The sequence below is a fragment of the Senimuribacter intestinalis genome (genome assembly GCF_943192965.1).
In the GTDB taxonomy this organism is placed as follows: domain Bacteria; phylum Bacillota; class Clostridia; order Peptostreptococcales; family Anaerovoracaceae; genus Senimuribacter; species Senimuribacter intestinalis.
This window is the reverse complement of record NZ_CALPCF010000002.1, coordinates 241,808-256,200: the sequence shown is the minus strand read 5'-3', so window position 1 is coordinate 256,200 and position 14,393 is coordinate 241,808. Positions and strand designations below refer to the sequence as shown.

Sequence of the window (14,393 nt, the reverse complement as noted above, 5' to 3'; positions counted from 1 at the left end):
CTTAAATGCTGGACTGTAAGTCGAAGGTATGCAATCTCTTCATCTTTGTTAGAGTCCAGCCTACACACCTTTTTCATTTTAACAGCTAATACTACAGTTATAACTAATAGTATACTAACTGCCATACAAAATATCAATATCCAATTCGCCTCCATTTTCATATAAACCTCCCTCTGTACACAACTCTTCTATTGATATATGTCTCTTAATTATATTCCTAATTCCAAAATACCAGAAAATCAGGCAAATATGCCGTTATCTCATCTAATATCTCATGAAATAGAATCAGCATCTCGGCACGCGGCTTAGGATAAAGCATTGCCAGCACTCCAATCGAGAAAAAAAGCAAAAAGATAATAGCCATCAATTTCCTTCCCCAATTCCCTGCCTTTTCAATCAGGAATTGCCATGGGGACAGTTTTACAATGTTGACAGTCTTATCGCTCCCCACATCATACTTTTGCCTCAATGCCTGTTGTGTTTTTTCCTCTTGCAACTGATCCTCGTATTCTTCAACAAACCCTTTTTGGAATTTCATCGCTTCCTCCTCCAAAATCCGCTTTTCTGTGCTTTTGATTCTTTTACTGATTCGGTTACATCTCCCGCTTTCGCCAAAGCATCAGCCATCATTTCCGCTAAATAGACATTTTCATCCACCGTCGCAAACGGATCTGGAAGCCAGGATGCAAAATAAGTTGCGTCCGTCCTACTTCCCATCCTTACTTTGACATCATGCTGCTCTGCTTGGCTACAGAAATTAAACAGATACTTAGTGTTCTGATTGTAGACCTGCTTTACAGCGTACTGGAATTGATTAATTTCATTTGGTTTTGTGCCTGCAACCAGCACTTTAATATCCTTCTCCAGCCAAGTAATCTGTTCTCGCGACCTCAGCCCATGAATATCCCCGAAGTCGTAAATATAAAACAAATACGGCAATCTAAGCGCTTTGGGAACGCTGCCGGGATCATAATACATATCCAGTCCTTCGTAAGTAACTTTTCCTGCTGCAGCATCTTCCTCCGCAGCTGTATAAGTTGCTGCCAGCCGACGGATATAATCAGAACCATTAAGTTCAATATACGCCGTCTTGTATCCCCGATCATTGAGATATTTAGCAAGACTCAGTGCGTGGGTCGTCGTTCCGATCCTGGGCATGATTCCTAAGACAGCCACTGTTGTTTTCCTTTTTTGTACTGCAGACTTCGCCCCCGCTGTTTCGCCCTCCTCTGCATGATCCTGCAATAACTGGTAGTCAAACTGCTCTGGATACGCTTCTAGGCACTCTGGAATACGGTAAAGCTCATCAATTTGGACAAAAGCTGTGACTCCACACCCTGCAAGGCTCAGAATCAGCTTCCTGTCCATTTTAAAATCTGCGACGATACAAATTACCTTCACCTGCATTTGCTGCGCTCTTTGCGCAAAATGAAGGCTCTTTTCCGCTGAAAGCATCGTATTGATGACTGCAAAATCTGCATCCACAAATTCCATCACCTCTTCTATGATTTCAATATCACCATTTTCCTCAACCACCTCTACCTCGTCAAATTTTTTGATTTGATCAGTAATCTGCTCGTGGCCGGCAGCAAGCACAAGTTTATATTTCATAGACACCTCCTTCACCCTACTTCTGCTCATCCATATTGCTTCGCAGAATCTGGTTTACCGTAGAGTAGCTGACGCTTTCTTCGCTGCTACTGAACTGACTTACGTTCTCCTCGCCGTATTTAGCACACATTTTCTCATAATACTTCTCACCTTTTTCTTCACCGAACTGCGCTTTGAAAAAGCTTAATCCTTTTGCCACATGTTGATTTTGCTGCAGCTGCGTCTCTGCTTCCGCATCAGAAGCAGCGTTTGCTAATATAACCTGCGACTCTGAAGGGTCTGACTGCTCAGGCCGCAGTTCTGATTCAATAGTAGAATCTCGCTGATTAGATGCTGCAGTGCCCTCCATATTGTTTGCTTGTATTTTTTCCTGCTCTATCTGCGGCATATAATCCATTACGCTTTGCAGTCGAAGTTCTTCTTGCTGAGCAAGATCTTCCTCCCCGCTGTTCCGCTCCTGCGGATCCCCAATCAAATCATCCATGCTGCCTCCGGCAGCTTCCGTACGCTGCAAGATGCGCGCGGTTTTGAGAATATCACGATCATCAAACATAGCATCACCGCCAAGTTCACGGATTGCATCAGTTCGTTGGACAAAATCGCTGTACTGTACCGGCTCTCCGCTTTCCTGCGCAGTCCGCTCCGATTTCGCCTTTGACAGCTGATAATTTTGCTCCAATATCTCCTCCGCCTTTTTATAATCCTCACCGGTGAGATATTCGCCCTGCAGCGTTCTGCCCTGTCCTTCATGACCCTGCTGCAGCTCATCATTATCTGCAGGATTATCTGAAGTCTGCTGCGTCTGCTCAGATGTCCTTCCCGTATAATGACTATCCTGCTGATTTGAGTTAGAAGATTTTCCGGCATCTGTTCCAGAGTTCTGATTTTGCACTGCGTCCATACGCCTACGGTACCGCCGTAACTCTGCCTCAGACAAATACTCGCTGGCGCTCCGGTTCATCTGCTCCTCACGACGCTCTCTTTCGTCATCTTCTTCATCATCCATCTCCCGTTCCTGGCCGCGGCGCAGATCAGTCAGCTTATCTTTTAGTCCTGTCAATTCCGAATAGGTTCCATGGGCGATGTCTCCGGCAGCGCCTACTACCTTACCTCCCGAAGTTCCCAGGAACAGCTCCGCGATTTCCTTACGCTTGATTGCCACGATGAGACACATAGATATCATCATAAAGAGAACCGGCAGCAGACCGTAGGTTGCTGTAGCAGTATACAAAAAATTCATGATGATAAATAAAATCGCCATGAAAAACACCAGAATTATTTTGACAGCTGAGGATGACAGTAGCTTCAGTGCCCACCGTTTCAGCAGACGAGTGCCATATCCGGGAATTAACGCCAAAACGAAAATGAATGTGCCCAGAATTGCCAAGAACAGCACGAAGAATTGATAGCCCAGTATCAAGACTGAAAAGCCCAGGATAATAATCAGCAGCAAAAGATCAAAAATGAAAAAGATCAGCGCAAGGCCAAAGCGTTCAATCTGTGCCGCCGTATTACCTTTTGTCAGTCCCGGATGTTCCAGATCTCCGATGTATGCAAGCCTTTCATCAGAATCAACCTCTAATGGCAGAATCGTGTCCTCGTGTTTCTGCGCCTGCTTCATGCTGCCAAACTCTAGATATTGCCACTGGGAATGTACCATGACGTTAAAGATCAGAATCACGGATTTGTCCCCCGCTGTTGCCTCCTCTGCCTCCTCATTGGTCAGCGTATCATAGGGTGCATCCATCACTGTAGATGACAGTTCCGTTGTGATATCGTTAAGCGTACTGAGTACAAACATTGGTCTCGCGTAGAAAAAAAGTCCCACTGCAATAATCATCGTGACAGCAAGCAAGCCACCAATGACCTGAGATTGTCTGTTACGTAGCAGTTGGATTAAGAAATAGAATGCTGCGATAGCAATGAAATATGTTGCATAGCTGTCAAAGACAATTTTTCGCATGCTGTTGAAAAAAGGGGTGATAAAATCACTAATTAGATTATAGATATCAACCCCTAACGCAAACCGCGTTGCAACTGCTGTCAGGCAGCCAATATTTTTACTCCATCCGAAAATACCGTTAGCAAGAAGATTAAATATCACTGCTCCCGGACTGGATAGAATTGAGGTGTCCTCCATGTCCAGATAGTAATTATCACGATACTCCAAGTAACTGCCCTGCGCTTTGACTTGATCCAGAGAAGAAAACAAGCCGTCATCTGCCCCACCGTCCGAGCCTGCAGCATATACTGCCACTGTATTCAGTGCAATAATCAAGACTATGCACAGAGCAAATTTCGCGTACCTTTTCATGATGCGTCACTCCTCGTTTTTTCCTCTCCAGGCGTAGTATTAAATGCGTCAATAATGTCCTGCCAAATTGCATCAAATCGCAATACCCCAACATGGCCTTCAAGATCCTGAAACAGACAGGTACGATTCGGCAGCTTCATCACGAGTTCTATATTCTCATCCGTTGCTTCCAGATTCAAAAATTGCAGTGATTTTACAATTTCTTCTCGAGTCTTCGCTTTGAAGCAGAACTTGTATGTGATGGCTTCTCGCAACCCTGGACTGTCAACATCGGATACGCTATGGCCGATAAAGATAGCGCTGGCATACAGCGATCTTCCCATTCTGGCCAAAGAGTTAGTCAGCTTTTTCCCCATTTGGGTCGTATTCAGCGCCCACGACTCGTCAAAAACAATGATATCAAATTCATTTCGGTCAGCAGCTGCAAACTTCATACAAAACGAAGCGATTGGCAGCATCAGAACTGTCGATAATCTTTCTTCCTGGGTATAGTCCTGTTTTGGCGTTTCCGCGTCAGGCATTGTCATATTCTGGATCTGCAAAATGTTGATCTTTTTTGTGAATCTCAATCCATCCTCATCTCCATATCCAAATAACAGTTTTGCCATGCCAGCGCGGCGCAGCAGCTGAATCTTCCTGGCCAAATTTTTGGCTACTGGCTTTAGCTCATCCTCATCAGGAAAGTTCGCCAGGATCTCCGCAAGCAGGTTCATACATGGTTTCCCCGCTGTTCTGATCTGATCGATTGCTGCTAGAATTGCGGTGTACTCCAGATCTTTTGATGTTATTCCAAAATACTCGCAAAGAATGTTAGTCGCCAATTCCGCAGCCTGATCGATGTCATCTCTGTAAATTATGAATGGATCCAAGCTGCCCTGGCCTTTATCATCCGGCGATAAGGTTATAATGGATATTTGATCCGCCAGATAAGGCAGACACTCAGCCCATCGATCACGGTCACCTTTTGGGTCAACAATCAGGACTTTAGCTCCCGCATATAGCACGTTAAGATAAGCAAGAAGGTTGGCATTAAAGCTCTTTCCGCCACCTAACGTACCCCAGAAAAAAGCAGATGCGGAGTTGTTAAGCCTACAAGCACGGGCAAGGTCCAAGAATACAAGTTTGTCCAGAACTCCTGTTGTACCAATGTACGGTCCTAGGTTATCTCCCAAAAGCCGAGTTACAGCAAACATGGATCCAGCCACAGTTCTCGGCGGCAGAGGTATAATGTAATCTGTCATATATCTGCCTGCGCCGGGAATGCATTCCATAAATAGCTTAAATTGATCTGCCATGGAACGCTCAACGATGAACTGTTTATCCTCATACCGTTCCCGGACGAATTTTGCGTGAGCTTCCATCAAATCCTTATCATCACTGGCAATGCAAAATGTGACTGATACCTTGCACAGTGGATCTCTCGTGCGGCGCAGTTCCGCCTCCAGCTGATTTGCTTCGCTGGCAGCTGCTCGCAGCTCGTCCGGGATCCGCGCTGACTGCGCTACGTGTTCCTGCTGTGATTCTATTTCCTGCTTCTTTCCGCTAATTTTTTTAAGAGATTCCCTATACTCGATTGTCGTAATGTGAATGCAAACTTCTGTGGCATAAGGGTAATCCTGCAGCAGCAAAAGCCACTCACCTCCAGGATAGATCATGCCATCCGGAACCGATGCCATAGACAAGAATGTCTGATACGATATTGTCCCGTCTGTATTTTCACAGGTAATATACCGATGTGCTTTTGGATTTATCAGTGCTTCCGACAATGTTAAAATATCCGTCTGTAACGGACGGATTGCCTTTTCTCCATCTTTTAACACGGGAGCTGATGCTGGCTTCCATGCAGAACCATCTGCATTCTTTCGAAGTTTTCCATCGCCGTTGCTGATGCCCCGGCGAGTCATTCGCCGGTATAACCACTGCACGGTCTCTACGTCTGCCGGTTCCATGCGGATCCTCCGGGTTTGAGATTGGCAGTAATTCCCGGCAACCTCTTTATATGCGCGTATGTCACTTTCCAGAATATCCCTTTGTTCAACGTCAAACAATTCGTTGATTGCCTTCATCGGTTTCCTAATCAGCTCTTCAAGATTTCCCCCGCTGATCTTCTGTCGTTCTAGCTTTGCGATCAGATAGATGTTATAATCATTTGTGGCACCGTTATCCTTTATCTTCTGTTCCAGGTAATGCAATGTTCCTTTAGCGTGTGCCTGGGACACTGCATATAACGGATCATTGCGATTCATCGCGTCCATCAGCGCCTCCTGATGCTTCCTGACATCCTGGGCAACTGGAATAATTAGAAGCTGCGCTTCCTGTCCGATGTTTGAGATAAACCTTGTCACACGATTCAAAAGCATGATTTTTTTATCCTTTGACAGATAGTCATAACTCACGCCCAAGATTTGATAACATGCCCAACACTCAGCGCGTTTATTAAAAATCAAATTCCCCTCAAAATACTTGATAGGAAACTCATAATTCATTTCTCTCCCCTCCTCTTTTTCTTTCCAGTTTTGCCTTTACTGCTCTGTAATCTGGCATCAATAATGTTAATAATCTCTGTTCCGCGATATAATACGTTCTGGAAGCAACCCTCTGTATAATCATTGCACTCCTGGAATTTTGATAGGTATTCCGGCAACAGCCTATACTCCACATATCCCAGAGCAAACTTATGCGGCGACTTTCCGTCAAACTTCATTTTTGTAAAAAATTTCATAATCAAGAAAGGTATTGCCCCGTACCTGATTACCCAAGGAATTGCCGCAAAAACCGAGATTTTTGATAAAATTACCACCAGTACAAGTCCCACTACAAAAAAGAGCAGATCATTTGCTGCGACCGGAATCCAAAGTTTCAAAGAATCAATCGAATATAGCTTTTTTTCGTATTGCCAAACTGTAGCGTATGAACGCAGCACAATAACGCGGTCTTCATCTTTTGCCATTCTTCTCTCCTTATATCATGTTGAACAGCTTTTCGCCAATTCCCTTTAGCGACTCTGGAGAAGAAATGAGAAACAGGCATAACGCTCCCAAGACAATAAAAATTACCATCTGTACCCAAGCCTTTTTAATAAGGAATCGCACAATCATAAATGCGCATACTGCCAAGGCCAAATACCAAATCTGGTCTAATGCCCATTCTCCAAAATTTTTACCTGTCTGTAAATCACCGCTGCTGGCAGCAAATGTCGGTGCCGTCGCACAAAGGATTAGCAGCACTGCAGCTATAGCAATAACAGCCGCTCTCATAATCATATTTCTTCTTTCCATCTTTTTGTTTAAGTAATTAATATTCATTTTTCATTCCCTCTAAATTCTCGTGTCTATTTTTTTGATATAAAACCTGTCTCCGTCCCTTTCAGCAGTCAGATACAGATGTTGAGGCAGAGCCACCCCGCTGTTAGCAACTTTAATCTTTACGTCAATCACATAGTTATCAGTTTCTGCGACATAAACTGCTCTTAAGTTGTCAATGCTCTCAAACTCCATGCCCTCCACAGTATTCGTTATACCGCTGCCCTCCGAAACGTAATACAACAGATCATTGTCGCTGCCGCCATAGTAAACCTTACAGAAACTCTCTACAACAGATGTAATCTGATCTTTTTCGCTATTGGAGACTTCCGTTCCACTAATCGTACCTGACGCAGCCCCGACGTCTGCCACCTCCATGCCCGGCATAATCTGTGGATATTCATCCACAGCATACCTGCCTCCACTGGAGACCACCGGCACCTTCAAGTTGAACTTGTTAGTCATCCTTCCAATTTGTGCCTCTACAGTTACTGTAACATTCACACGATTCCCATCAAGCAGCTGCACATCCACCGCATTTACGGCGATAACAGTGATTGCCGCTCCTTCGTCCGGAGCTTCAATGCGAAGATTTCTTGCTGTATAAGCTGCAATTCTGTTCTCGTAGTCGCTGCCAAGTTCTCCATCAAAAGTAAGGTACTCTCGTACAAATTCTTCGGCAAATGCCATAGAACCATCTCTTAACTCCTGCTCTGAACTGACTACCGCCATGTACGTCTCCAGCGCTTCACGCTGCTTTGAAATGGTATTTCCCATGATGATGTCGGCGGCACCCTTGATAAAAACTGCTCCCAGCATGATCCAAAGCAAAATCCTCCCTGCAGTTCGCATCCTTGTAGATTTGATTTTGGATACTTTTACTTTTTTCTCCTTTTTCAACTTTTTCCTCCTTTCTAAAACCCTCTATACTCATTGTCGGTTTCAAAATCTTTCGGACTATCATATTCATCGTAATACTCTTCATCGCCCTGCCGAACTACATCCAAACCTTCCTGCTCGTCAAGCAACATTTTCCCCCGCATATAATTTCCTGGCCTGATGTCTGAGTCTTGGAAATTATATGCCTGAAATTCCCAAGTGTCTGCACCCACAGAATACATAAACCTGCCGAGCGTATCTCCAAGCTCTGCAGCCTTGGTATTACCCAGCACCATCTCAGACGCCTGAGAGTCGACCATTCTGCCGCTTATTCTGATCGGTAGGTTATTCTTGATCTGTCCAACGATCACCTTTGCATCGGGACGTTGCGTAGCCAAAAGCATATGTATTCCCGCTGCACGAGAAAGCCTTGCCAAAGATGACATCTCCTTTTCAATTTCATAGAAAATGGCTTTGTCGGCTGCCTGCAAACCAGTCTTGTCCAGCATTTCCGCAATCTCATCGCATACCAACACAATCCTTGCCAGCTCATCATTGGGATATTTCCGATTGTACTCTGACAGATTCTTCGTTCCTGTATGCCGGAACAGATCAAGTCGCATCATCATCTCACGATTCAAATCTTTCAGCAGATCCAGTGCATCCTGACGCCGGGTGATGACCTCACCAAAGCTTTCAAAAGCGGAAAACTCAATTCCACCCTTGAAATCAATCATATACGGTTTTACACCTTTATAAATGCACTGCCAGAATAGACAGCGCAATGCTACAGACTTGCCTGATCCGGTGACTCCAGCAATTAACGCGTGAGGATATTTATCCAGATTGAACTCCACCGGTCCCAGCAGATCTTCACCGGCGACAATAACGAACTCTTTGTCACTGATGCACTGATCTGACCATGGAAGATTGGTGCTAAGACCATCGCTGCTTGGCACAGTGTGCATCTTGATGATTTGCTTCGTGTGTGGAGGAGCCTCAAATTTAACAATATTGCAGTCGAAAGCGGTCTCCAACTCCGATTTACGACTCCGCCAATCAGTGACTGTCAAACCGGGAGATCTAAATGACAGAATAACCTTTTTCCCGTCAACTTCCTTACCGATTTGCTCCGGATACTGGCCCTGGCGATTACAAAACTTAATTGATGCAAATGCCTCTGCTGCATCCGTCGTCTGACCTTCCATTCTGCTGAATCCATATAATGTTAGAATTGGTGCTATCCAAATTAAATGAATCGCAATCGTGAAGATATTGAACTCTCCCTCCGAAAAAAACTGTCCTAAAATGACATCCCGTAAATAAAAAATCACCCCGCAGCCAAGGGTGACCAAAATAAACGCCAATATCAAGTTGGGGTTCTTGACCATCTTCTTAACTCCATTGCCAACACCCCGAAAAAAAACTTCCGCACCGGCTTCTAGCTGCCGGTCAAGCTTGCTCTGATTCATTGTTAATCACTCCACTCCTTCCCTAAATATGCGCTTGTTGTAGCGGCTTGAGCATGTCCCAGCTGCTTCTGTACTTGTCTGCGAGCTTCCCTTCTTCCAAATCCATTTCCCCGCTGCTGCCGATATCGCATCCTGGAATTGATCCGACGCAGATCATGTGTAGGTATGCCTAGTGCGTTTGCCTTCTTCTTTAAATAAGCAGTCGAATAATCAAACGCCCTGTCATCGCCAGACTTGCCCTCTAACAGCTCTTTTAGATGGGTTTCAAGAAAAACATCCTTTATGGCATCTACGTGCCGAGATTTTCGACCTTTTCCGCACCTGACGAAAAGCTTAATACCGTCTTCGGTAATCTCAATGTCCGCTGCTCTTAAATCTCCAATCTCTGCAATCCGCAAGCCTGACCGCACCTGCAGACGCAGGGCGACCCTGACCGTTTCATTATTCAACCTGTTGATTTTGCGTAAATACGTCTGCTCTGGCAAAACCGGTTCCCTGCCGATTGGCGCCTGCTTGCACTGTTTGCGTAGATCGACCAGTTCTTGCCCGTAGAGCAGGCTTTTAGGTGCATCAAGTATATCCCGTTCATATTTTTTGACCGCCGCAATATATTTTCCGCCCTGCTGTGTGTTTTTGCAAAGCGCCCTGATTACTTCAGCTATGCCTTGATCTGGACGAATTTTCTCATCCAACCGCTCCAGGCAGCCAACATATCCATCAGCAGTCAGACGAGATATCTTTTGTTCTGCGACCAGCTGATACAAATGCTCGCGATAAGCTTCAATATCAAACATCATCCACCTCCACTATCTGTGCAAAATACTCATAACGTCTATACCATACCACCCAGCTAAAAGCACTGCCAATATAATGGCGACAGCTATCTCTCCAAGACTGCCGGTTTTGATTGGCAATATACTGAGTTTTTTGTTCGATACAGGATAAAGCCACATGATACCTCCGGGGTTGCAGGTATCCAGCAGCAAATGAGACAGCATTCCCGGTAAAAGACCAAAATATAGGCTCCATGCGGCCAAGACAAAATCATCGTTCGGCAAAATATTGATTACCGTTCCAAGCGCCAATGCCAGGATCAAAACAAACAGTGGAGTATGAAAGAAACCTCTGTGCTTTGTCACAGCTGAAACTACATAAGATGTAATTTTCGCTGCAGCTGATGACCGAGATACTTTTGACCTGGTGTGATCAATATCTGGCAGCAATGAACCGATAACAGCGCCGGACATAATTGCGGCTGCAGCAACCTTGTCTCCAGGATTAAGTATCGCGATTACCGCTGTTCCCGCCAAGGCACCTCCCAACGAATGTGTTATATATGTCATTTTCTTATCTCCTCTTCTATCGTCATCTTTATCTGATAAACTGATGTCCATGGCAAATATATCTGTTCTCCTCCCATATTGAGTTCAAGACCAATTTCTTCCCACACCACCGCATCACAATTATTCAACACTTCTTTCGGCGAACCATATGGTTGAACAGAAAACAAATGTATCTCTGTTAATCCCTTCCGATGTAAAATCTGCATTTTATATGCTACCTGTCGGCCGTCTTTCTCAAAATAGACTTTCCTGTTTTCTTCTTCCGCTTTTATAATCTGCTTCTTCTTTTTCAACCTTTTCTCATAGAACCAAGCAGCAAATACTGCTATAATTGTACTTAAGAATAAACTAATCATTTTACGGAGGTACTCCTTTCCATGTTTAAAAAAATACTGCCTGATGTCATCAACAATCTAATCAAGCAAGATTTTACTTTTATTAACCGCCTAAAATTCTATTTCAGGACACTATTACTCTTTTTAGTATTCTTATCCTTCTTCGGCAATGACACCTTAGATGCTTTGACCACTCTTGATTCTTTCAGAAATTCGGTCTTCATCTGCTGGATTACAGAAAATGAATCAATTCTACTATCCGTTGAAAAACTATACTTAAACTTTGAGTTTTTCATTCTCATACTACTCATTCTTTCAGACCGAACAGACATATACACTGTTGAATTGACCTGTTTATTTGAGGCGCTCATTTCTTTCCAAATCTATTACTTGCTTATTCTGCAGTTGTTTTCAAATCTACATATTACATCGAGGGGGATAGACTATTGGCTTGATCTTTGCCTTAACAGCAATCTAAGTGCCTTTCCACTCCTCTTCTCTTTTGGGGTCAATCTATTTTTCACAGGTATGACGATTGGGGGATACTTTTATCAACGCCATGAATAAAATCAAAGCCAGAGGGTAAAGGTGGGATTCCTCCCTTCTCTCTCTGTTTTCTTTTGTATGTAAAAGGTATCTTGCCCTCTGGTACGAATCGAACTAATTAAGATGAATCTCTCGATCAGAGATCTGAAACTCTGTCTCTCCGATTACAATAGCGTTTTTCTTGATTCTAAATATCTCTGTTGTCCTCGTCCCATCTCCCCAATCGAGCGTTATCTCAGTCACATCGTCATTAACGCTATACTGTGCCCACTGGCTGCTTAATGGTATGGATTCTGACTCCGTATCCTCCCAATAGTAGACCACCATCGTCCCGTCTTCGTAAAAAGTATAGGTAATTGGCTTTCCTTCAAGAAATTCATCATAATAGACATACGTGTTTTTAAAGATTCTCTCCAACTTCTTCTCTTGGCTCTGATTAAACAATTCCTCATTGTCATCAATTTGAGATAACTGCTGATCAGACTGCTGCTTATCTGCAGTACCCACTTCACTAGGATCTGCAATATCTGCAGATTCTGTCCCCGCTGTTCGCGGTCCCATGATCAGCAAAGCTGCCGCCAGAACCGCTGCCAACAGTAAAACTACTGCTATGGCGACCTTTTTTCTTCTCATCACTATTGTTCTCCTACTCTTTTACTCGCAAATATTTCATCGGATCCACCGGCGTGCCATTTACCCGCACTTCAAAATGCAAATGTGGCCCGGTAGAAACACCCGTATTTCCGGATAATGCAATTACATCTCCAGCTTTAACTTTCTGTCCCTGTCTTACTTTGATTATGCTATTATGCCCATAGCAGGTCACAAGTCCATTCCCGTGATCGATTTCTACATACTTGCCATAGCCTCCATAGGTGCCTGCGATCACAACCGTGCCGGATGCGGCTGCAACGACCGTTGACCCTTCTGGCACTCCGATGTCAATACCTGCATGATTCGTGCTGCCGCCAGCATAAGACGCATCTGTTCTGTAGCCGAACTCCGAAGTAACGTATGTAGATGTTGTTGGCCACAACAGATCTCCTCCCGCTCCAGATCCGTAGTAGCCGGCCGCCTCAAAATGCCCGCTGTTGATTTCCCCAGATGCAGAAAACGGCGTGCCATTGGCAGTACCTGAAATCTTGATAGAATTGCCTGAAATACTTCCCTCTACTTTGATCGTCATTCCAATTTTTGAAATTCCAACCAGAGTTCCAAATTTTTCATTGATGATGGAATTATTTTTGCTATTCCGGGTGCCCATGATAAACTCAACTACAGTCTTATCGCCTTTGGCATGATACTGATGCTTTGCATCCGTTTCTGCATCACTTTTGCAGTCACCCAATACTGCAATGATCTCCTTAGTCGTTCCTCCACTGAAGGTTAATCTATACTGATCTCCGATGTTGTCTCTGCCGCCGTAATATGTACCCATCGCCACTAGATAAGCATCACCCTTACGCCGAAACCCCTCGGCGTCAGTCCGGCACATTTGATTTAACTTAAACTGAGGTGACGATGTATCCAGTTTGATTGTATAAAGGCGCTGATCAAACTGCGGCATATAGGAGAAAAAATCCGTCCGTGCCGGTGATCCAGGCACTTCCATCTGTACTTCAGAGTTTTTTGAGCTCGCAGTGAATTTTCCGCCTGAGACAGTTCCTTTAATATCTGCTGCGTTGATACCCCCGGAAATATCCATTGTGATCGAATTGCCCCGGATATCACCGGTAATCGTAATCGGCAGCGCCACATTAGCACCGTAAGCCGACGACTCATCTAAACCACCGCCCAAAATACCCGCAATCAGCACGAATATCATCATTACCATCAAAAAAAAACTTCCTATTCCGAAGCCTATAATGATTTTTTTCATGATTCAGTTTCTCTTTCTGTCCCATTGTGGGACACTCAATTCCCTTAACTAAGAATCTTCCCAATCTAGAGATTTCAGTAACTCATATTTGCTGCGATCTACTGTTAATACTCGAGCAGATTTTTCATTAATTTTTTGGACATTCGTAAATCGTTCCTTATCACAGATAATCCATTGCAACACCTTGAAGTCCTCTAAAATAGGTTTTATTTTAGAGGAACTAAGGCAACTATGATTTCTTAACATAACTTCTTTTAATTTTCGTTTAAAATCGTCGGCTCTAAAATTGATATATCGTTCTCGATTGCTCAGCGCATATAGTCGTGGCTGAGACATCAGTTCATCAACAACCGATAAAAAAATTCTAATTAGTAAAACACCATCCATTTGTAACTCCCTGTCCCATGATGGGACACCACTTAATCACGGTGAGCAAAATATGATATTTTTATGATTTGCAGGATATTATTGAAATCTGAAATCACTTGTAAATTTGTATCCTGCAGACTGTTAATATCTAATATCTTCGTAAATCGTCTTGCTGTCTCATTTGCTAAATTTTTATCACCATTCAATATTTGTTGGCCTACTTCAGTATGTACCAAACTATCACTGAGTTCTTCCAATCCTTTCAACTTTTTTGTGCATCGTGCCGATTCTTTGGCAAATGCAGAAATCATTCCTATACGCATATTACTTCACCTGATTCTTA

Annotated in this window: 15 protein-coding genes; all 15 read right to left on the bottom strand. The window is 43.9% G+C overall.

What is annotated here, in order from left to right:
- Positions 1-217 precede the first annotated feature (217 nt).
- The 15 genes from NFR88_RS03225 to NFR88_RS03155 all read right to left on the bottom strand — a co-directional run bounded on the left by NFR88_RS03225 (position 218) and on the right by NFR88_RS03155 (position 14,373).
- The gene (locus NFR88_RS03225; RefSeq protein ID WP_251613500.1) at positions 218-538 is read right to left on the bottom strand and encodes a hypothetical protein; all 321 of its coding nucleotides are present in this window, start codon (positions 536-538) and stop codon (positions 218-220) included.
- Complete coding sequence (locus NFR88_RS03220) at positions 535-1,611, bottom strand: hypothetical protein (RefSeq protein WP_251613498.1); 1,077 nt, start codon at positions 1,609-1,611, stop codon at positions 535-537. Before NFR88_RS03220 ends, NFR88_RS03225 begins: the two co-directional genes overlap by 4 nt.
- A gap of 16 nt (positions 1,612-1,627) precedes the next feature.
- Positions 1,628-3,925, bottom strand: coding sequence for a secretory carrier-associated membrane protein (locus NFR88_RS03215; RefSeq protein ID WP_251613496.1), 2,298 nt, complete (start codon positions 3,923-3,925; stop codon positions 1,628-1,630).
- Positions 3,922-6,411, bottom strand: coding sequence for an ATP-binding protein (locus NFR88_RS03210; protein ID WP_251613494.1), 2,490 nt, complete (start codon positions 6,409-6,411; stop codon positions 3,922-3,924). Before NFR88_RS03210 ends, NFR88_RS03215 begins: the two co-directional genes overlap by 4 nt.
- Positions 6,408-6,875 (bottom strand): TcpE family conjugal transfer membrane protein, encoded by a 468-nt coding sequence (locus NFR88_RS03205; RefSeq protein WP_251613492.1) that lies wholly within the window; start codon positions 6,873-6,875, stop codon positions 6,408-6,410. Before NFR88_RS03205 ends, NFR88_RS03210 begins: the two co-directional genes overlap by 4 nt.
- A gap of 10 nt (positions 6,876-6,885) precedes the next feature.
- A complete protein-coding gene (locus NFR88_RS03200) occupies positions 6,886-7,203 on the bottom strand; it encodes a TcpD family membrane protein (protein WP_251613490.1) in 318 nt (105 codons plus the stop codon).
- A gap of 39 nt (positions 7,204-7,242) precedes the next feature.
- Positions 7,243-8,127 carry a conjugal transfer protein gene (locus NFR88_RS03195; RefSeq protein ID WP_251613488.1) on the bottom strand — a complete coding sequence of 295 codons (885 nt, stop codon included), beginning with the start codon at positions 8,125-8,127 and terminating at the stop codon, positions 7,243-7,245.
- A 14-nt stretch (positions 8,128-8,141) separates the two neighbouring features.
- The gene (locus NFR88_RS03190; protein ID WP_251613485.1) at positions 8,142-9,578 is read right to left on the bottom strand and encodes an FtsK/SpoIIIE domain-containing protein; all 1,437 of its coding nucleotides are present in this window, start codon (positions 9,576-9,578) and stop codon (positions 8,142-8,144) included.
- A gap of 2 nt (positions 9,579-9,580) precedes the next feature.
- Positions 9,581-10,372, bottom strand: a complete 792-nt coding sequence (locus tag NFR88_RS03185) for a site-specific integrase (protein WP_251613482.1) — start codon at positions 10,370-10,372, stop codon at positions 9,581-9,583.
- Between the two features lie 12 nt (positions 10,373-10,384).
- On the bottom strand, positions 10,385-10,921 hold the full coding sequence (locus NFR88_RS03180) for a metal-dependent hydrolase (RefSeq protein WP_251613479.1): 537 nt from the start codon (positions 10,919-10,921) through the stop codon (positions 10,385-10,387).
- Positions 10,918-11,277 carry a hypothetical protein gene (locus tag NFR88_RS03175; protein WP_251613476.1) on the bottom strand — a complete coding sequence of 120 codons (360 nt, stop codon included), beginning with the start codon at positions 11,275-11,277 and terminating at the stop codon, positions 10,918-10,920. Before NFR88_RS03175 ends, NFR88_RS03180 begins: the two co-directional genes overlap by 4 nt.
- Positions 11,278-11,916: 639 nt before the next feature.
- Entirely contained in the window at positions 11,917-12,435 is a 519-nt protein-coding gene (locus NFR88_RS03170) for a hypothetical protein (RefSeq protein ID WP_251613473.1), read from the bottom strand.
- A 13-nt stretch (positions 12,436-12,448) separates the two neighbouring features.
- Positions 12,449-13,636 (bottom strand): M23 family metallopeptidase, encoded by a 1,188-nt coding sequence (locus NFR88_RS03165; protein ID WP_251613470.1) that lies wholly within the window; start codon positions 13,634-13,636, stop codon positions 12,449-12,451.
- A 93-nt stretch (positions 13,637-13,729) separates the two neighbouring features.
- Positions 13,730-14,068 carry a hypothetical protein gene (locus NFR88_RS03160; protein ID WP_160202074.1) on the bottom strand — a complete coding sequence of 113 codons (339 nt, stop codon included), beginning with the start codon at positions 14,066-14,068 and terminating at the stop codon, positions 13,730-13,732.
- 32 nt (positions 14,069-14,100) lie between these two features.
- Positions 14,101-14,373 (bottom strand): hypothetical protein, encoded by a 273-nt coding sequence (locus NFR88_RS03155; protein ID WP_160202073.1) that lies wholly within the window; start codon positions 14,371-14,373, stop codon positions 14,101-14,103.
- Positions 14,374-14,393 lie beyond the last annotated feature (20 nt).